The sequence below is a fragment of the Paenibacillus sp. FSL W8-0919 genome, assembly GCF_038003785.1.
GTDB lineage: Bacteria > Bacillota > Bacilli > Paenibacillales > Paenibacillaceae > Paenibacillus_AQ > Paenibacillus_AQ lactis.
Map to the genome: position 1 here is coordinate 2,126,657 of NZ_JBBOPV010000001.1, position 18,251 is coordinate 2,144,907.

General features: G+C 54.7%; 17 protein-coding genes. 13 read left to right on the plus strand and 4 right to left on the minus strand.

The window, feature by feature from the left end:
* The first annotated feature begins 41 nt into the window (after positions 1 to 41).
* Together NST44_RS09235 and NST44_RS09240 are read left to right on the plus strand one after the other, a co-directional pair.
* Positions 42 to 2,090, plus strand: a complete 2,049-nt coding sequence (locus NST44_RS09235; RefSeq protein WP_007131725.1) for a beta-galactosidase — start codon at positions 42 to 44, stop codon at positions 2,088 to 2,090.
* Positions 2,091 to 2,133: 43 nt separating this feature from the next.
* Complete coding sequence (locus NST44_RS09240) at positions 2,134 to 4,323, plus strand: alpha-galactosidase (RefSeq protein ID WP_007131724.1); 2,190 nt, start codon at positions 2,134 to 2,136, stop codon at positions 4,321 to 4,323.
* A gap of 190 nt (positions 4,324 to 4,513) precedes the next feature.
* Here the strand turns inward: NST44_RS09240 and NST44_RS09245 are convergent, their stop codons facing one another.
* Positions 4,514 to 4,924: a hypothetical protein gene (locus NST44_RS09245; protein ID WP_244152765.1), complete on the minus strand. Its 411-nt coding sequence runs from the start codon at positions 4,922 to 4,924 to the stop codon at positions 4,514 to 4,516.
* 140 nt (positions 4,925 to 5,064) lie between these two features.
* On the opposite strand from NST44_RS09245, the gene NST44_RS09250 reads away from it, so the two are divergent.
* Both NST44_RS09250 and NST44_RS09255 read left to right on the plus strand, forming a co-directional pair.
* Positions 5,065 to 5,970, plus strand: coding sequence for a hypothetical protein (locus NST44_RS09250; protein WP_007131722.1), 906 nt, complete (start codon positions 5,065 to 5,067; stop codon positions 5,968 to 5,970).
* Entirely contained in the window at positions 5,967 to 6,539 is a 573-nt protein-coding gene (locus NST44_RS09255) for a hypothetical protein (protein WP_007131721.1), read from the plus strand. Before NST44_RS09250 ends, NST44_RS09255 begins: the two co-directional genes overlap by 4 nt.
* Before the next feature lie 11 nt (positions 6,540 to 6,550).
* Here the strand turns inward: NST44_RS09255 and NST44_RS09260 are convergent, their stop codons facing one another.
* Positions 6,551 to 6,742: a hypothetical protein gene (locus NST44_RS09260; protein WP_007131720.1), complete on the minus strand. Its 192-nt coding sequence runs from the start codon at positions 6,740 to 6,742 to the stop codon at positions 6,551 to 6,553.
* A gap of 191 nt (positions 6,743 to 6,933) precedes the next feature.
* Between NST44_RS09260 and NST44_RS09265 the strand changes: the two genes are divergently transcribed.
* The 7 genes from NST44_RS09265 to NST44_RS09295 all read left to right on the plus strand — a co-directional run bounded on the left by NST44_RS09265 (position 6,934) and on the right by NST44_RS09295 (position 14,634).
* Positions 6,934 to 7,728, plus strand: a complete 795-nt coding sequence (locus NST44_RS09265; RefSeq protein WP_144872289.1) for a sulfite exporter TauE/SafE family protein — start codon at positions 6,934 to 6,936, stop codon at positions 7,726 to 7,728.
* A 51-nt stretch (positions 7,729 to 7,779) separates the two neighbouring features.
* The gene (locus NST44_RS09270; protein ID WP_144878270.1) at positions 7,780 to 8,685 is read left to right on the plus strand and encodes an aldo/keto reductase; all 906 of its coding nucleotides are present in this window, start codon (positions 7,780 to 7,782) and stop codon (positions 8,683 to 8,685) included.
* A 420-nt stretch (positions 8,686 to 9,105) separates the two neighbouring features.
* Positions 9,106 to 9,972: an ABC transporter ATP-binding protein gene (locus NST44_RS09275; RefSeq protein ID WP_144878269.1), complete on the plus strand. Its 867-nt coding sequence runs from the start codon at positions 9,106 to 9,108 to the stop codon at positions 9,970 to 9,972.
* A complete protein-coding gene (locus tag NST44_RS09280; RefSeq protein WP_144881268.1) occupies positions 9,965 to 12,148 on the plus strand; it encodes an ABC transporter permease in 2,184 nt (727 codons plus the stop codon). Before NST44_RS09275 ends, NST44_RS09280 begins: the two co-directional genes overlap by 8 nt.
* A gap of 113 nt (positions 12,149 to 12,261) precedes the next feature.
* Complete coding sequence (locus NST44_RS09285) at positions 12,262 to 12,960, plus strand: RNA polymerase sigma factor (protein ID WP_144872281.1); 699 nt, start codon at positions 12,262 to 12,264, stop codon at positions 12,958 to 12,960.
* Positions 12,938 to 13,780, plus strand: a complete 843-nt coding sequence (locus tag NST44_RS09290; RefSeq protein WP_007131714.1) for a hypothetical protein — start codon at positions 12,938 to 12,940, stop codon at positions 13,778 to 13,780. Before NST44_RS09285 ends, NST44_RS09290 begins: the two co-directional genes overlap by 23 nt.
* Positions 13,777 to 14,634, plus strand: coding sequence for an ATP-binding cassette domain-containing protein (locus NST44_RS09295; protein ID WP_007131713.1), 858 nt, complete (start codon positions 13,777 to 13,779; stop codon positions 14,632 to 14,634). The genes NST44_RS09290 and NST44_RS09295 overlap by 4 nt, the downstream gene beginning before the upstream one ends.
* Positions 14,635 to 14,765: 131 nt before the next feature.
* On the opposite strand, the gene NST44_RS09300 is transcribed toward NST44_RS09295, so the two are convergent.
* Positions 14,766 to 15,020, minus strand: a complete 255-nt coding sequence (locus NST44_RS09300; RefSeq protein WP_144878267.1) for a DUF3949 domain-containing protein — start codon at positions 15,018 to 15,020, stop codon at positions 14,766 to 14,768.
* Between the two features lie 181 nt (positions 15,021 to 15,201).
* Between NST44_RS09300 and NST44_RS09305 the strand changes: the two genes are divergently transcribed.
* Positions 15,202 to 16,038, plus strand: coding sequence for an SDR family NAD(P)-dependent oxidoreductase (locus tag NST44_RS09305; RefSeq protein WP_007131711.1), 837 nt, complete (start codon positions 15,202 to 15,204; stop codon positions 16,036 to 16,038).
* Between the two features lie 113 nt (positions 16,039 to 16,151).
* Positions 16,152 to 17,468 (plus strand): homocysteine synthase, encoded by a 1,317-nt coding sequence (locus NST44_RS09310; RefSeq protein ID WP_260842871.1) that lies wholly within the window; start codon positions 16,152 to 16,154, stop codon positions 17,466 to 17,468.
* 85 nt (positions 17,469 to 17,553) lie between these two features.
* On the opposite strand, the gene NST44_RS09315 is transcribed toward NST44_RS09310, so the two are convergent.
* Positions 17,554 to 18,168, minus strand: coding sequence for a nucleotidyltransferase domain-containing protein (locus NST44_RS09315; protein WP_213617228.1), 615 nt, complete (start codon positions 18,166 to 18,168; stop codon positions 17,554 to 17,556).
* Positions 18,169 to 18,251 lie beyond the last annotated feature (83 nt).

The window sequence follows — 18,251 nt, forward strand, 5'->3', positions numbered from 1 at the left end:
AATGCGAATTGCGGAGCAGATTGCATATGGAGGCACTGATTATGATCAATCCGAAAATTCCGAAAATCTGGTACGGCGGGGATTACAATCCCGAGCAATGGGATAAAGCGACGATGGACGAGGACATGCGGATGTTTCCGCTGGCGGGAATCGATGTCGCCACCATCAATGTGTTTTCCTGGGCTCGAAGCCAGCGTGATGAAGAAAGCTATGATTTTGCTTGGCTCGACGAGATTATGGACCGGTTAGCGGCGGAAGGCATCAAGGTCTGTCTGGCAACCAGCACGGGAGCCCATCCGGCGTGGATGGCCAAGAAATATCCGGATGTGCTTCGCGTCGACTACCAGGGCCGCAAGCGCAAATTCGGTGGGCGGCACAATTCGTGCCCGAACAGCCCGACATACCGCAAATACGCTCCGCTCATGGCCCGCAAGCTGGCCGAGCGGTACAAGGATCATCCGGCACTGGTTATCTGGCATATATCGAACGAATACGGCGGCTACTGCTACTGCGACAATTGCGAGCGGCAGTTCCGCGTCTGGCTGCAGAAACGCTATGAGACGCTGGAGAAGCTGAATGCGGTATGGAACACCGGCTTTTGGGGCCATACCTTCTACGATTGGGACGAGATCGTCGTGCCGAATGTGCTCAGCGAGGAGTTCGACGGCAACCGGACGTTCTTCCAGGGCATCTCGCTCGATTACCGCCGCTTCCAATCGGACAGCCTGCTGGAATGCTACCGGCTGGAGCGGGACGAGATCAAGTTGGTGACACCGGAGATTCCGGTGACGACGAACTTGATGGGATTTTATCCGGAGCTGGATTATTTCGAATGGGCGAAGCACATGGACGTGGTCTCCTGGGACAACTACCCTGCCATCGATACGCCGGTCAGCTTCACGGCGATGTCCCATAACCTGATGCGCGGCCTTAAAGGCGGGCAGCCGTTCATGCTGATGGAGCAGACGCCGAGCGTTCAGAACTGGTCGCCTTACAATTCGGCGAAACGGCCGGGCGTCATGCGGCTGTGGAGCTACCAGGCCGTCGCGCATGGAGCCGATACGGTGATGTTCTTTCAGCTGCGCCGTTCCATCGGGGCGTGCGAGAAATTTCACGGCGCGCTGATCGAGCATGCGGGGCATGAGCATACCCGGGTGTTCCGCGAATGCGCGGAGCTCGGAAGCGAGCTGCAGCAGCTTGGAGACCGGATCCTCGACGCGCGCTCCAGAGCCAGAGTGGCGATCCTGTACGATTGGGAGAACCGCTGGGCGATCGAGCTGTCGAGCGGACCGACCAAGCAATTGAATTATGTCGATGAAATCCATAAGTACTATGCCGCCTTGTACGAGCAGAATATCCAGACGGACGTGATCGGTGTGGAGGAGGACCTGGATAAGTACGATGTCGTGATAGCGCCTGTTCTGTATATGGTGAAGCCGGGTGTCGCCGAGCGCGTGGAGCGCTTCGTGGCAAGCGGCGGAACCTTTATCACAACCTTCTTTAGCGGGATCGTCGATGAGCATGACCTCGTAACGCTGGGCGGCTATCCCGGCAAGCTCCGCCAAGTGACGGGCATATGGGCGGAGGAGACCGACGCGCTGCTCCCGGAACAGCAAAATCATATGGTGATGAAGCAGGATTGGGGCCCGCTGCGTGGAAGTTATTCCTGCGGCATTTTGTGCGATGTCATCCATGCGGAAACGGCGGAGGTTCTGGCCGAGTACGGAACCGATTTTTATCAGGGCACCCCGGTGCTAACGAGAAACCGGTTCGGCAAGGGGCAGGCCTATTACGTTGCCAGCAGCCCGGATGCGGCGTTCCTTCGGGGCTTTATGAGCAATGTATGCGAAGAGCAGGGGATCAAACCGCTGCTCGATACACCGGCAGGGATCGAGGTTGTGGAGCGGGTGAAGGAGGGGACTTCCTTGTTGTTCATCATGAACCACAACGCCGAAGCGATGGCATTTGATGCAGGATCCGCCAACCAAACGGATCTCCTCACCGAGCGGCCGGTTACGGGGCATGTTACGATCCCGGCAAGGGGCGTCATGATACTCGAGCGGCCAGCAGCGGACGGATCCGAATTGTAGGATCAGGAGATTACAATCGGACGTTGGCAAGGAGGCAGAAGCAGTGAGTATCTTTTTTCATGAAGAGCAAGGTGTATTTCATCTCCAAAGTGATCATTCGAGCTATGTGATTCAGCTCGTTCGCGGCTTATATCCCGCCCATGTATATTGGGGACCGAAGCTTCGCGATTCGCAGGTGGAAGGGCTTCTTACGCGGAGGGAGAGAGCTTCCTTCTCGCCGTCGCCGTTTCGGGACGACGCTTCCTTCTCGTTTGACAGCCTGCCTCAGGAATATCCGGGATACGGGAGCGGCGATTTCCGTCAGCCGGCCTATCAGGTGCAGCTGCCCAACGGAACGACGGTGGCCGAGGTCGAATACGAAAGCCATCGGATATACGGCGGCAAGCCGAAGCTTGAAGGTCTGCCTGCGGTTTACACCGAGCAGGACGATGAAGCCGATACGCTGGAGCTCCGGCTGGTCGACCGCGTGAGCGGCTTGTCCGTTACGGTGTCCTACTCCGTAATCAAAAGCTACGATGCGATTGCCCGCTCCGTATTATTCCGCAATGAAGGGGCCATGCCAATGACGCTGCTGCGGGCGATGAGCGCGAGCGTGGATTTCAGCCACAACCGATTCGACCTGCTCCACCTGCACGGCGCATGGGCCAGAGAACGGCACGTAGAGCGGAGAAGGCTGTCGCCGGGAATGCAGGGGGTCGAGAGCCGGCGGGGCGCGAGCAGCCATAACCATAATCCGTTTCTGGCGCTGCTCGCCGACGATGCCGGCGAGGAGCACGGAGAGGTCTACGGATTCAGCCTCGTGTACAGCGGCAGCTTTGCGGCGCAGGTTGAAGTGGATCAATATGAGACGACCCGCGTCGTTATGGGCCTCAACCCCTTCGACTTCTCCTGGCTGCTGGAGCCGGGACAGGCCTTCCAGACGCCGGAGGCGGTCATGGTATTCTCGGCCGAGGGGCTTGGCGGGATGTCCAGGCGATATCACAAGCTGTACCGGACCCGGCTGTGCCGCGGCGCTTTCCGTGACGCCGTCCGTCCGGTGCTGGTGAACAACTGGGAAGCGACGTACTTTAACTTCAATGCCGAGAAAATCGAGCAAATCGCCAAGGAAGGCCGGAACCTCGGGATTGAGCTGTTTGTGCTTGACGACGGCTGGTTCGGCAAGCGCAACGACGACACCACCTCGCTCGGCGACTGGGTGGTGGATCGGAACAAGCTGCCCGACGGTCTCGAGGATCTCGTTCAGCGCGTCACCGACCTGAACCTGCAGTTCGGCTTATGGTTTGAGCCGGAAATGGTGTCGCCCGACAGCGACTTGTACCGCCTTCATCCGGATTGGTGCCTGCATGTGCCGGATCGCCGGAGAACGGAAGGAAGACGGCAGCTTATCCTCGATTTCTCCAGAGAAGAGGTATGCGATGCCGTTGCGGGCATGGTGCGCGACATTTTGAAGAGCGCCCCGATAACGTACGTGAAATGGGACATGAACCGGAACATGACGGAGATCGGTTCTGCAGCGCTTCCGCCTGAGCGGCAGCGGGAAACGGCCCACCGGTACATGCTGGGGCTGTACCGCGTGCTGGAGCAATTGACATCGGAATTCCCGCACATCCTGTTCGAGAGCTGCTCGGGCGGCGGGGGAAGATTCGACCCGGGGATGCTGTACTATATGCCGCAAACGTGGACAAGCGATAACTCCGACGCGGTCAGCCGTCTGAAAATCCAGTACGGGACAAGCCTGGTTTATCCGCTGAGCTCGATGGGCGCGCATGTGTCCGCGGTTCCGAATCACCAGGTACACCGGCATACTTCCCTGCGGACCCGGGGGCATGCTGCCATGTCGGGCAACTTCGGGTATGAGCTGGATTTGACGGCCTTTACGGAGGACGAAAAGAACGAGGTGCGGGAGCAGGTGAAGCTGTATAAGGAGATCCGCCACTTGGTTCAATTCGGCGATTTCTACCGGCTGCGGAATCCGTTCGAGGGAAACGAAGCGGCATGGACGGTGGTGTCCGAAGACCGCTCTGAAGCGGTGCTGTACTATTTCCGGATTTTGAGCGAGGCGAATGAGCCGATCCGCTATTTGCGGACGCGAGGTCTGGATCCGGATGCGGAGTACCGCTGCCTTGAGGATGGCGCCGTCTACGGGGGCGACCGCCTCATGCATGCCGGATTGGCCATACCGCCGATGCATGGCGATTTCCAGAGCTTTTTGTGGAGATTTAAGCGGGTATAACCTAACCCTATCCAGACAGGACGCGTCGTTCGAGCCTTTAGGATGAACATCGTACGGGCAGCAGTAAGAATGGGCTTGAAGAAAACTGCATCGACTAAACATCAAAAGCAAAAAGCAGCCGAAGAACCGGCAGATCATGGGGATCTGCCGGTCCGGCTGTTTTTTTTGTGGTCAGGTTGGCTGAACCAGCCTACTGCGGGGTACCCGGGACATCCGGGGATGCCCCGGTCGTGATCGAGTATTTGCCCCGCTCCGTCAACAGCACGACCTGATCCTCCCTGACTTCCGTTCCGGTGAGATCGTCAAGGCCGATGACAAAGCTATCGCCCGGAAGCGGCGCTTCGTGGCCGGCGGTGATGACGACGCCCGGTCCGTGCAGGAGCAGGCAGCGGCTGTCTCCGTATCCGTCGATCGACTGGTTATGGTGTTCGCTGACGTCAAAACGCTCAAGACGCAGCTGCACCCGGTCGCGATCCCGCTCCTCTTCCTTTTCAATCATCAGGGTGTGATTGCTCTTGCCGTTAAACCAATTCGTTACGTCTTGCAGCGATGGGTTCATGGATGCACCTTCCTTGGATGAGGTTTTCCATAGTTTGTCCATTTGGAGGTTCTCTTATTTGGGTGAGGGGGAGCGGTCGGCCCAGCCTTATGAAATTTTTATATGGATCAAACCTTCTTCTCACATTTACATGATAATATAGGTAAGGATACATACCTGAACGTTAAGGAGATTTTAGAGCTATGCGGGGAAAGGGGTATTATTTCCTGGCGATGCTGTTGATTGCCGGAAGCTGGGTCGGGAACATTTGGTATGACCAAGCGAATCGCTTGGAGCGAACCGTATTCTTGGAGCATTACATCGAGGTCATCCCCGAAGCAGGCGACTACTTCGACTTGTACTATTTGGAGGACAAGCGGCTGGAAAGGAAGCTGATCGACATTTATATTGAAGGCTATCCCGGGCTGCAGGTGAGTCCTTATCCTAATTATGCAGAATATCGAAAACAGTCATTAGGGAAAATGATCGTGAGCTTCGACAGCGCAGATTCGGGGCAAGAGCCTCCGGAAATAAAAGAGCCAGCAGTCATTAGACAAGTAACCGCCTTATATAGTGACGGATCATCGGAAAAGGTGCACATCGGAGAAATCCATCTTGTGCCCAGGGATCATGTAAATCGAGACCATGATCCCATACAATGGACATCAGGTGCAGGATCCTCGGACCATTCCGGATATGATCGGTTGGCAGTCCGGCGTCCGGTCAATCTGACCGGTCTATCCTCAGTTTATATGAGCATGGTTGAGGAAGGGGATTTGCTGGTGCATGCGGACATCGTAAAACGGACACCGGGCGTCAGTCACCGTTCGGAAGCACCCTCGGAAGCCGAAATCAAGCTATCGGGTGTCCCGATTCTTGACCTTCCGCTGCCGGTCCGGCTCAATCAAGGGGATTCCGTCAAGGTCGCTTACAAGTTTAACCTGTCCTCGCCTGCGAAGCGGATGCAGGTTTACCAGCTGCGCCTTCGGCTTGAGTATGCCGAGGGCGATCGGGCACCCTGGCAAAGTGTCCATCATTTTGCCTATTACCCTTCACCGACGGAGCGGGAAATTACGGAATACGTCCGGGAAAGAAGGGGAGCGTTATGAGCAGCGCCTGTTACCGTATCGCCTGGGGACTCCTCCTAGTATTGATCAATGTGAGAGTGGGGGGATTGGACCTCCTGCCGGACCCGCTCGGCTATCTGCTGGCTGCATCCGGCTTATGGACGCTCTCCGAGAGGAGCCGTTTCTTTCAGGCAGGAGGAGCAGCAGCCCTGCTGCTTCTGATCGGGTCCATTGCCCGGATGATTGTTGGGGAGCCGGGGACAGGCTTCTTAAACGGCCTGCCGCCTACGATCTTAGAGCTATCCCTTCGATTATTGGACATGCTGCTTAGTACGCTCCTTATTTACGGGATCTGTAAGGGGATCATGTCGAGTTTCTCGGGTGAGTCTTCGCTGAATATAGCCGGTAGAGCTCGGGTTTGTCTTGGGTGGTTTATGACCGTACAAGGGCTATGGCTTGCATCTTATCCGTTCACTTTGAACATTGACCAGGATATGATGGCCATTTGGCTGTTCATCTTGGCTATAGCCGTTCTGATTTCCCAAGCTGCGGTGCTGTTGATGCTGAGGGCGGCCGGAAGATCATGGCGGGAGATGGAGGAAGGGAAATAACGCCCTGATCCTTAGTCGCCCCGGCTCGATTTATCTTTACTGGGGTGGTACACGATGGTAACGCCCAGTTGATTATATATTTCTTCGGTGTAATGGTGATCCGGGCAGTGCTTAATCAGCGCCATGTCGTCATAGCGCGAAACGAGTCTCTGTTCGCAATCCGGACAGCGGTCCTGAAAAAGATTTTTCAGTTTACTGAACACACCTGTACACCTCCACATTTCCGATATAAATACTTGGTTTTAATTATAGATCAGGATCCGGGCACTTTCAATAGCCACCTGCGCCCAGATTTGTTCATTTTCGTACCGCGTGCATAGGCTCCACGGCGGAGCGGGGCGTGGCATCTATATGAAGGTGGTCAATCAATCTAATAGAACGGAGATCGATCATCATGATCATGCAGCTCGTCATTATGGTCTTAATCGGCCTTATCGGCTCTTTCTTCTCGGGACTTCTCGGGATCGGCGGGGCGATTATCAATTTCCCCCTTTTATTGTACATGCCTGAATGGTTTGGCCTTGAAGTGTTTACCTCCAAGGAAGTGGCGGCGATCAGCATGCTGCAGGTTTTCTTTGCTTCCTTGTCAGGGATGCTGGCGAACCGGGTAAGCTCCCGTAAAGGAGAGGCCTATATCCATCGGCCGTTGGTATTGCAGATGGGTGTCAGCACGCTGGTCGGAAGCTTAATCGGAAGCCTGTCCTCCATGGTCATGAGCAGCGCGGCCATCAATGTGATTTATGGTTTCCTGGCGGTTATCGCGGTTCTGCTCATGATCGTTCCTACGCGGGCGACGATGGAGAGCCGAACGGTGCAGGAGGTTACCTTCAATCCGTGGATCGCCTCGGGATCGGCATTTCTCGTCGGAGGGATTGCAGGCATCGTTGGTGCGGGCGGGGCATTTATTTTGATTCCCATTATGCTGACCGTCCTGAAAATTCCGACAAGGATCACGATTGCCTCTTCGCTTGCCATCGTGTTTTTGTCTGCCGTCGGCGGGGTGATCGGCAAATTGGCTTCGGGAGACATTCCGCTGTGGCCGTCCCTGTTCGCGGTTGCGGGAAGCCTGCTCGGGGCACCGATCGGCGCGATGGTGAGCCGAAGACTGAATGTCCGACTGCTCCGGTATGCACTGGCTGGTTTGATTGCACTCACCGCCGTTAAAATCTGGAGCGATATTATCGGGTAAGTAATGGATGAGAATAGAGCATGATGGATATATGATGAGGAGGAATGGAGCATGTTATTCAATCGGTTAGGTTCTTCGGAGCTGCTGGTAAGCGAAATTGGTCTTGGCTGCATGTCGCTGGGTACGGAGGAAGGAAAGGCTGTTAAGTTGATCCATGAGGCGCTGGACCAGGGCGTGAACTTCCTCGATACGGCCGATCTGTACGATGAAGGACGAAATGAGGAATTGGTCGGCAAGGCCGTGCGCGGACGGCGCAGCGATGTCATCATCGCGACCAAAGTCGGGAACCGGCGCGTGCCCGGCCAGGAAGGCTGGGTATGGGATCCCTCGAAGGCGTACATCAAGTCGGCCGTGAAGGACAGTCTGCACAGGCTGGGAACCGATTATATCGACCTGTACCAGCTGCATGGAGGGACGATCGACGATCCGATCGATGAGACGATCGAGGCGTTCGAGGAGCTGAAGCAGGAAGGACTTATCCGCTATTACGGGATATCGTCGATTCGCCCCAATGTGATTCGGGAGTATGCGAAACGCTCGAATATCGTGAGCGTCATGAGCCAGTACAGCATTCTGGATCGGAGGCCTGAGGAAGAAGTGCTGGATCTGCTGAAGGAGCAAGGCATCTCCCTTATCGCCCGGGGGCCGGTTGCGCGAGGCATCTTGTCGGGAAGCGGCGAAGCCAAGGCGGAGAAGGGCTATCTGGATTACAGCAAGGACGAGCTTTTGAGCCTGCTGAAGCAGCTGGAAGAGCATGCAGACGGCATGGATGTGTCCCATCTCGCCATTCGATATGCATTATCCCATGCTGCTGTGGCCTGTACGATCCCGGGAGCAAGCTCGCTGGATCAGCTGCTTCATAATCTAGCCGCCGGCGAGATGGAGCCGCTGTCTCCGCAGGTTGTTCAGCGGGTTCAGGCGATCACCCGGGCCAACCGGTATGAGCAGCATCGCTGAACCATTCATGCGGTCAATGATTCAGTCCGTAAATGATTGAGCGGATGAATTGCCAGCAGGCACTGCCCGCTATCCGTTAGGGATAACGGGCTTTTTATAGTGGCAGTCTGGATTTGGTGCCGCGTCCTAAAGGGCAAGGTAATTAATTCCGAAAGACATGGTATTTCCAAAAGGCAAGGCTGTTCCGAAAGGCATGGCTATATGATTTAGCACTCCAAGCCTTTTTGACCTGATCTTGAGATGGCCTTCCGTTTGGCCTACAATGATTTGGCCGCGTTACAAGCTGCGCTACGTTATACGCATTTTTTTGTTCATTTAGATGCATTGGTTAAACTTTTTTTCCGCCCTGTTCGTTTTCAATACAGAAGCCGCGCGGCTTAACGAATCAGGTCCATAAGAAATAGCTGAAAGGGTTATTGCATGATTACCATCGAGCATTTATCGAAGACGTACCGGAAAGGGGCATGGGCGCTCCTTGACGTGTCGCTCCAATTGGATAAAGGCATGACCGGATTGCTCGGGCCTAACGGGGCGGGCAAAACGACGCTGATGCGCATATTGGCGACACTGCTGGCCCCGACATCCGGACAGGTGAGGGTAAATGGCATTTCGATCACAAGGCCGGAGGAGATTCGCCCGATGATCGGTTACTTGCCCCAGCATTTTCATATTTATCCGCAGCTGACGGGCAGAGATTATCTCGACTACGCAGCCGTAATGAAGGGCATAAAGGATCGGGAGGCGAGGAGAAAGGAGGTCGCCAGACTCTTGGAGACGGTGAATCTCCAGGATAAAGCCGACAAGAAGGTTCGTACTTATTCGGGCGGTATGAAGCAGCGCCTGGGCATTGCTCAGGCCCTTCTCGGATCCCCCGATATCCTTATCGTGGATGAGCCGACCTCCGGCCTGGATCCGCAGGAACGGGTCCGGTTCCGCAACGTCCTTACCCGCTTTAGCATTGACCGGACCGTGCTGCTGTCCACGCACATCGTCGCTGACATTGAGAGCAACTGCCGCCGGATCGCCGTCATGAACATGGGGAGACTGGTCATGTCCGGAACGCTCGGCGAGCTGCAGGCCTGCGGCAACGGACAAGTGTGGGAAGCGGTGCTGTCAGCCGATGCGTTCTCCCGCGTAGATCCGATGCAGGTTGTATCCACGAAAGCTGTACCGGAAGGCATTTTGTGCCGTTTTGTAGGAAAGAGGCCGTTTGCGGGTGCGCACCCGGCTGAACCGTCCCTGGAGGACGGCTATCTGGCCCTGCTGCGGAGGGATCGGGATGTGTAAATGGTGGAGACATGCCGTGCTGGAATGCCGGCTGCTGTTCGGCAATCCGGTGTTTGCATCCTTGCCGGTCATCTATGCGATTTTGTTCGCCATGAACATGTTGAATAGCGGAGGCGGCACCGAGCAGAACCTGTATACGATGGCTTACAAGTTTCATATGCTCGGGCACACGATGACGCTCGGTCCCGCGATGCTGATCGGCATCTTATCCATGCGAAGGGATGTTTTACGGCGCTCGTTCGAGTGGAATCACAGCTTGCCAGTATCGTTCCTGACGCTGTTATCGTCCAAATATGCCGTAAGCATGCTGTATTTGTCCTTGTTCACGCTTCCGACAGCGTTTATCTTCTACACGATCTCGATCAGCCAGGGGATTGCGGGCGGAATCGCTATGCATTATACGATGCAATTCGCCATGCAGTACGAGATCTCGTATATGGTCACCCTTGCGCTGGCCATGGTGCTGGGGGCCAGCATTCCGAATCGGATTGTCTATTTGATCGGCTTTTGCGCATGGATGTTCGGCACCTTTTTCATGGATATTTTTATTATTACTCAGCTCGGATGGTATCCGGCCGAAGTCTTTCATTTGAATCAGTTCTTCATTCAGTCCGAAGCATTACAATATGAAAATTGGAGCTATGCCCTCATATCTGCGGATATCTCCCGTTCGCGCTGGTTCGTGCTGGCCTTTACGGGGTTGTTGCTCGCGGTAAGTCTGCTGCTACTGAACCGGAAGCGCCCGACGATGCATGTAAAAAGGATTTGGGCGGCGGCGGTGGCAGCCCTCGTGTTGGCTGGAGCCATCTTCATGCCATACGGCAGCTTATGGGCAGAGCGGTATGAGCAGCTGGGCAGCAAGCTATCGGACCCATCCATCGGGCTTACCGATGATCCGGTGCCGGCAACGATATTTACGGTATCCTCCTATGATCTCGAGCTGAAACGGCTCCCTAACGATAATCTGCGAGTCACAGCCCGGCTTCGAATCCCCGCTGGGGAGCTGGCAGGGAAGTCGGAGCTTCCGCTGACGTTGAACCGTTTCTTCACGTTGGAGCGTGTTCGAATTCAAGGCAACGACGCTCCTTACCGGAGGCGGGGGGAGATGCTGACAATCAGTCTTCCGGCGAATTCGCGGCAGGAAATCGAGGCCGAGCTGGTTTATTTCGGAAGCGTAATGGATTACCGCACCGATTATTCGCGTAATGATTTTGCGGCCTTCAGTCTTGGAGACGAGGTGAAGCTCGAGGGCCATATGGCCTGGTATCCGCTTCCCGGCCACCAGCATGTTTACCTCAAGCAGGTCGAGACGTCTTCGCCTTACATTACCTTGGCCCGGCGTTACGGGATTCAGCGGTATTCTGTAGGTGATATGAAACTGAAGGTAGAGGGATATTCAAAGCCGCTATACAGCAGTTTGAAGGAAGTCGAGCGAGGGCCCGGATACCAGATCTTCGAGTCGAAGGGGATCGGGCAGAATGTTTCCCTGTACGGGGGAAGCTTCTGGACCGAAGTGCATCGGCCGGATTTCAAGGTGCGTATTGTGACAACCCCATACCTGGAAAAGTGGGCTGAGGGACTATTGACGGAACTGAAAGGGAAGTATGATTATTTTGCAGCATGGATTCCGGGAATGTCCACGGACATCGACACCATTCTGTGTTTGGGACAGGGGATCGAGTGGCCTCACGCGGAGCATTCCCTCATCCTGTCCTCAAGGGAGTATACCTACTTCAGCAGCAATCTGCCGGGTGAGTGGGTGAACTACATGCTGTTTGGCGATCAGCCTGCTTATTATGGCAATTATGAGCATCCGGAGCAGGATGTCCGGAATAAAATCGGCAGCCTGTTCTGGTACGTGTATTATATAGAGGAAAAAGGGCTGAGCGATAAACAGCTGCGCAGTGCTTACGGACACTTAAGATCAGTCCAGGAGCTCCTGTTCAAGAACGGGGACGGGACCGATCCGCAGAATAAGATCGGGATCGGAATGGCAAGACAAGTCCGGCGGGCGATGAAGGAAGGAAAGGCAGAACAGGTCAAGAAAGTGCTCGCCCATTATTATGGGCACGGCCTTCAGTTTCCGGATACGGAACGGTATCCTGCGATGAAGCCGGAGGCTCCGGTCACTTATGAGGAATGGGTGAAGCGATGGAAGCAGACGGTTGGGGAATAACGGCTTCTGCATGCGATAACAGTGCCGAGATTCAATCGGGAAGGCATCGATTGATGGATGAGGCACGGAATGGGTAAATTACGGATATATCGATCCAGAAAGGGGGGAGGGGCATGATTTCCGATCAGCAGCTGTCCGAACGGATGGCGGCGGGTGATCAGGAGGCGTTCGAGCTGCTGGTCACCCGGTACCATGGTCCGCTGTTAAGCTATACGACAAGGCAGCTGACCGACAGGCAAAAGGCGCAGGATATCGTCCAGGAAACGTTTATCCGCCTGATCCGGCATCTGAGGACCCATGGGACGCTGGAACATGTCAGATCCTGGCTGTACCGCGTAGCCCTGAACATGTGTAAGGATTACTGGAAAAGCGCAGCCTACAGGTCCGAGGGGCTTGCCGGTGAAGAGCTGCCGGATGCCCATGATCCCGCACCCGGGGCGCAGGAATTGATAGAGAGGCAGGAGACGTCCCATGAAATTGCGGTGTCGCTCGGTACTTTGCCGGACGTTCAGCAAGAGATCATTACGCTAAGATTTTTCCATGACCTTAAGCTTCAGGAAATCGCGGATCTGGTGGACCTCCCCCTTAGCACGGTAAAGACGCATCTATATAACGGATTAAGAAAGCTAAAGAAAACGCTGGTCCAAGAGCAAGGAGAATTGGTTCCGATGCCCCCGGCCGGAAGATCGGAACGGGGAGGCCGTTCCAAGAGAAAGGTCCTGAGCCGTTCAAGCACGGAAGAAGAGCCGGATGACCGGCGCAAGGCTACAGAAAGTGAGGTGTGTATCCATGGATCATCCATTCGATCGTGAATTGGGAAAACTTGAGGACGAGCTGCGGGGACCGCTTCGGCGCGCGATTCTCCCTCCGCCGACACCGGAGGAAACCTCACGGCTCATTGCTTCGCTCCAAGGGGAGTTCGATCTGCTTAAGGTTGAGCCGGAATCACCGAAGCTTGATTTCAATCCCCAGGTGGATCCGCCGTCGCTGAAGCAGATCCTCCGCAGCCAGCTCAGGCTGAATCAGCGATCCATTCTGCTGACCAGCAGCGCGGTATTTCTGATGCTGGTGCTGCTGATCGATCCAGCCTATCCGCTGGATCACTTCGGTGGGCTTCCCGGCGGCATATTTCCGCTGATTACCCCGCTTCTGCTCATCGTGTCCATGCTATTCAGCAGCCGTACATGGGATAAAGGGATGCGGGCTGTGGAGACGCTGACGCCGTATCCGCCGGCGCTAGTCTTGTATACTCGGCTGCTGCTCGTCACAGGCATCGTGACCGGAATGGCACTGCTCAGCACGATCGTTATTGGCTTCAAATCGATGCAAGCCGAAAATTCAACGTTCCTGTTCGGGCCATTCGTTCTCGAATGGATGGGCATACTTCTGGTCACCGGCGGAGCCGCCATGTATATGCTGTTTCGGAAAGGAATGATCGCCTCGCTCGTCTCGGCCGTCCTTGTGTATGGACTCTGGATCATCCTCCAAGGACAAATCATGGATCACGGGGTTTCCATGAGCGGCAAAATGGCAACGGATATCGTGCTCCTGATCATCGGCGTTTCACTGCTCGTATCCTCTTATGGCCGCAGCCTCAAATGGAATGCTGCGTCCTGGAGAGCTTCCACATGATTCGGATCGAAGGACTGGAGCGGCAGGCCGGCACGTATCGGCTGGAGATCGAGCGGGCGGTCATTTCCTCCGGCCTCAACCTGGTCGTTGGCGCGAACGGAGCCGGGAAGACCACGCTGATCGAGCTGCTGACCACGCTTCAAACACCGGACGCGGGCGACATTTTGTACAGCGGTAGGAAGGCTGCAGACCATCTCCCGCTCATCCGGAGCCAGATCGGGTATGTTCCGGCCGATATCGAGCTGTACGGGGATATGAAGGCAGGCAAGCTGCTGAAGTATATGGCTGAATTGAAGGGAGTCTATCAGCCGGAAGCGATCGACAAGCTGATCGGGGACTTCAGGCTGGAGCCGTTCCGCAAAAGCAAGGTCAAGCATTTATCGCAGGGGGTGCAGCGGCGCATCGCGGTCGTGCAAGCCCTTTTGGCCTCGCCGTCCTTTCTGTTTCTGGATGAGCCGCTGAACGGGATGGACGCCGAGGAACGCAAATTTCTGATCACCTACCTTACCCAATACGCCAAGGGGAGGATGGTCATTGTCGCCGCCCACGAGCTGAACGAATGGGAAGAGGCGACGGATAATGTCATCTGGATTCACCGGGGGCGCCTTCGGTACAACGGATCGCCGCAGCAATGGAAGCTGAGCGTAGCCTCAAGCGTATGGGAGGGGGAGGTGGACCTCAGCGACTTTGAACGAATTCCGCAAGAGAGGCTCATTCATTTTCAAATGACCGATGAACGCATGAAGGTCCGCCTGATGGCCAAAAAGCAGCCGGGCCCCGAATTTTTGGAGAAGGAGCCGACACTGGAGGATGCCTTTTTCCTCCATATGGATGCATTGGCGAGACGCGGCTAAATGTTCTTCTCTTTTCGCTCTTGTAAATAAACCTAATATATGAAAAAATCATCATCCGTTTGGACGATGATTTTTTTCTTTTCCGCGGACCGTGACATTCGTATTGGATTAAATCTCCGTTTAGGATGGGTTTAACCCTTTCCCTTCTTTCTGTGTCTCCAGCGATAGATCCAAGCTGCAACCATGGCCGATGGCCAGAATGAACTCTGCGCGTTGTAGTGAAGCTGCTCTTCCTGAAAGGACATCTTTTTATAATACTCTTCCTGACTGATGCCTTTTCTTCGAGGGTCCTCATTCAGTTCCTTGATATAGCGATACTGGACAGGGATCATGATCAGAAATGCTGCGAACAGAACGCCGGCGATCACCCACAACATCGAACCCATAAGTTCACGCTCCTTCGTATCGTCAGACCTATGCTTTTATATACGTCATATATTGGATGCGGTTTCAACAATTATCTTCAGGGCAAATCAATCTTTGGGGATCCGGGTAAAAATAGTTCGTATAGTGCGTGCATCATCACGGATGTGCGTATGAAATCATCGATACGAGAGGAGACGTATTATGGGAACCGCAGGACAACAAGGAGTCGAGAAGGTAGCGCTGGTGACCGGAGCAGGAGCAGGAATCGGCAGAGGCATTGCGAAGATTTTGGCGGAAAAAGGGTATCGGCTCGCGCTCACCTACAACTCGAGCAAAGACGGGATATTATCCGTTGCCGAGGATATCGGCCATATCTATGGCAAGGAGCCTCTGATCATCCAGAGCGATCTCACGATTCGGAGCGAAGCGGAGAACACGATCCGCAAGACGGTGGAGCAGCTTGAACGCATAGATCTGCTGGTCAACAATGCCGGGATCGGCTTTCATAAGGAGCTCACCGAAATGGAGGAAGAGGAGCTGGATACGACCATCAACCTCGATTTCAGGGCTCCGTTGCTGCTTAGCAAATATGCAGCCAGGGAAATGATTGCCCGCGAGATCCCTGGCAATATCATCTTTATCACCTCCTCGCGCGGCGAAAGAGCTTACCCGAAGGACAGCATTTATGGCGGCATGAAGGCAGCTTTGATTCGTGCGGCCCAGTCGCTGGCGCTGGAATGGGCGCCGCATGGAATCCGGGTAAACTGCGTCGCGCCGGGGGCTACGGTTCACAAATTGGAGCAATCCGCCGAGAAGGAGCCGCTTGGAGATAAAATTCCGCTGGGGAGGCTCGGAACCCCTTCCGATATTGGTGAAGCGATCGCTTGGCTATGCTCGGATGCAGCATCCTATATTACAGGCATCAACTTGCGCATCGACGGGGGGCTCATCCTTCCGGGGATGCCGGAGGATACGTCGCCGGAAGCGGGATACGGCTGGGGCAAGGTAAATCCGCACGGTGAGGATAAAGATCAATAAAAGGCCGCAGAAAAAAAACTTCTAATTCCGATGAAAATAGTTGGTAATGACTCTTTTCAAACTGTGGAAAGTATGAGAGAATGATGGAAATCAGCAATCATACTATTTTCCATATGAAGAAAAGGGAGGAAACATCCATGTCAGAAGAACGTCAACTATCGATTGAAACGTTAGCGGTTCATGCCGGCCAGGAGCTCGACCCGACAACCCTATCCCGAGCCGTTCCGCTCTATCAGACGACATCCTACGGCTTCAAGGACAGCGAGCATGCGGCAAACCTGTTTGCCTTGAAGGAATTCGGCAATATTTATACGCGGATCATGAACCCGACGACCGATGTATTCGAGAAGCGGATCGCGGCGCTGGAGGGAGGAGCAGGCGCACTGGCGACAGCTTCCGGACAAGCCGCTATTACGTTCTCGATTCTGAACATTGCCGGTGCGGGAGATGAGATCGTTTCCTCCTCCAGCTTGTACGGCGGCACGTATAATCTATTCTCCACCACGCTGGCAAAGCTCGGAATCAAGGTGCACTTCGTCGATTCCTCGAATCCGGAGAACTTCCGGGCTGCCATTAACGACAAGACAAAAGCGCTGTTCGCTGAGACGATCGGCAACCCGCAAGGAAACGTGCTCGACGTGGAAGCGGTTGCGGCAATCGCCCATGAGCATGGCATTCCGCTCATCGTAGACAACACGTTCCCGAGCCCGTATTTGCTGCGCCCGATCGAGTATGGAGCCGATATCGTCGTTCATTCGGCAACCAAATTTATCGGCGGTCACGGAACATCGATCGGCGGCGTTATCGTCGACAGCGGCAAGTTCGATTGGAGCGCAAGCGGCAAATTCCCTGGATTGACAGAACCGGATCCAAGTTATCATGGCGTCGTGTATACCGAGGCCGTCGGTCCAATTGCATATATCATCAAGGCGCGCGTACAGCTTCTGCGGGATATCGGGGCTTCGCTGTCTCCATTTAACGCTTGGCTGCTGCTGCAAGGATTGGAGACGCTTCATCTCCGCGTGCAGCGCCATAGTGAGAACGCGCTGAAGGTTGCCGAGTATCTGGAGAAGCATGAGGCCGTCGAGTGGGTCAGCTATGCGGGGCTGCCAAGCCATCCTTCGTATGAGCTGGCGCAGAAGTATTTGCCGAAGGGCCAAGGTGCTATTTTGACGTTTGGCATTAAGGGCGGTGCCAAAGCCGGGCAGAAGGTCATTGAGAACGTGAAGCTGTTCTCCCATCTGGCCAACGTCGGCGATTCCAAATCGCTGATCATTCATCCGGCCAGCACGACGCACCAGCAGCTGAGCGAGGAAGAACAAGTCAGTGCCGGCGTGAATCCCGAGCTGCTGCGGCTATCGATCGGTACGGAATCCATCGACGACATTCTGTATGATTTGGAGCAGGCGATTGCGGCCAGCCAGAAGTAAGGCCAATCGAACTATTTTCAAATAAGATGTCAGGGCACTTTCCTCATTAGGGGAATGGTGCCCTTTTTTTGATGCTAAATGGCAGCTAAGCCATTGTATTGAGAGAGTCGAGCCAGGGATGGCCTTCTGGAAATTGCGTCCGAAGCGCATGGGCAAGCCATACTCTAGCCGTGTCGTTGAGGCAGGGAAGGACCTTCATGAAATCCCGCTCATCTTTTTCGCGGATATTCTTGCTGCCCCCTTTGTACAAGAGCTGTATCTCCGGCTTCAGGTAGGGGACTCCCTGTTCTGTCTTCAAGGCTATATCTCGGAGCGGCCTTCGGATCGATGGTTCCCTGCGATAAATCCAATGGTCCCCTTCGGTTTCCACCAACATGATTTGAAATGAAAATGGGGCTTTATGATCCTTGCTGACCCACACATCCCCGACAGAATACAAATATTCGCCTTCCTCCCATAACGACAAGGTTCCTTGATCAGCTTTGTACAGCGCCCAGTCTTGGGCTAATGCGGCGTAAACGACGGCCTGCTCTTCACGAAGAATCAGGATATCGATATCGTCATGTTCTCGGGTCTGCTCCCCCAAATGCAAATCCAAAGCCCAACCGCCTGCGACATACCAATGCACAGGGATTTCGGCAAAAATCCTGACGGCATCCGGTATGCTAATGGGTCTCCAATGATCGTAATCGGTTCTCATGTCGATCTCTCCTTTTCGTTTTCCGGCATGAATCCATTCCTCCATTTTAAATGTTCTATACGTCTCGTCAAATGGATGATGAG

Coding starts and splice junctions, on each gene's coding strand:
- NST44_RS09235 (WP_007131725.1), top strand. CDS start 42: ATGATCAATCCGAAAATTCCGAAAATCTGGTACGGCGGGGATTACAAT.
- NST44_RS09245 (WP_244152765.1), bottom strand. CDS start 4,924: ATGGACAAACTATGGAAAACCTCATCCAAGGAAGGTGCATCCATGAAC.
- NST44_RS09250 (WP_007131722.1), top strand. CDS start 5,065: ATGCGGGGAAAGGGGTATTATTTCCTGGCGATGCTGTTGATTGCCGGA.
- NST44_RS09255 (WP_007131721.1), top strand. CDS start 5,967: ATGAGCAGCGCCTGTTACCGTATCGCCTGGGGACTCCTCCTAGTATTG.
- NST44_RS09265 (WP_144872289.1), top strand. CDS start 6,934: ATGATCATGCAGCTCGTCATTATGGTCTTAATCGGCCTTATCGGCTCT.
- NST44_RS09270 (WP_144878270.1), top strand. CDS start 7,780: ATGTTATTCAATCGGTTAGGTTCTTCGGAGCTGCTGGTAAGCGAAATT.
- NST44_RS09275 (WP_144878269.1), top strand. CDS start 9,106: ATGATTACCATCGAGCATTTATCGAAGACGTACCGGAAAGGGGCATGG.
- NST44_RS09280 (WP_144881268.1), top strand. CDS start 9,965: ATGTGTAAATGGTGGAGACATGCCGTGCTGGAATGCCGGCTGCTGTTC.
- NST44_RS09285 (WP_144872281.1), top strand. CDS start 12,262: ATGATTTCCGATCAGCAGCTGTCCGAACGGATGGCGGCGGGTGATCAG.
- NST44_RS09290 (WP_007131714.1), top strand. CDS start 12,938: ATGGATCATCCATTCGATCGTGAATTGGGAAAACTTGAGGACGAGCTG.
- NST44_RS09295 (WP_007131713.1), top strand. CDS start 13,777: ATGATTCGGATCGAAGGACTGGAGCGGCAGGCCGGCACGTATCGGCTG.
- NST44_RS09300 (WP_144878267.1), bottom strand. CDS start 15,020: ATGGGTTCGATGTTGTGGGTGATCGCCGGCGTTCTGTTCGCAGCATTT.
- NST44_RS09305 (WP_007131711.1), top strand. CDS start 15,202: ATGGGAACCGCAGGACAACAAGGAGTCGAGAAGGTAGCGCTGGTGACC.
- NST44_RS09310 (WP_260842871.1), top strand. CDS start 16,152: ATGAAGAAAAGGGAGGAAACATCCATGTCAGAAGAACGTCAACTATCG.
- NST44_RS09315 (WP_213617228.1), bottom strand. CDS start 18,168: ATGAGAACCGATTACGATCATTGGAGACCCATTAGCATACCGGATGCC.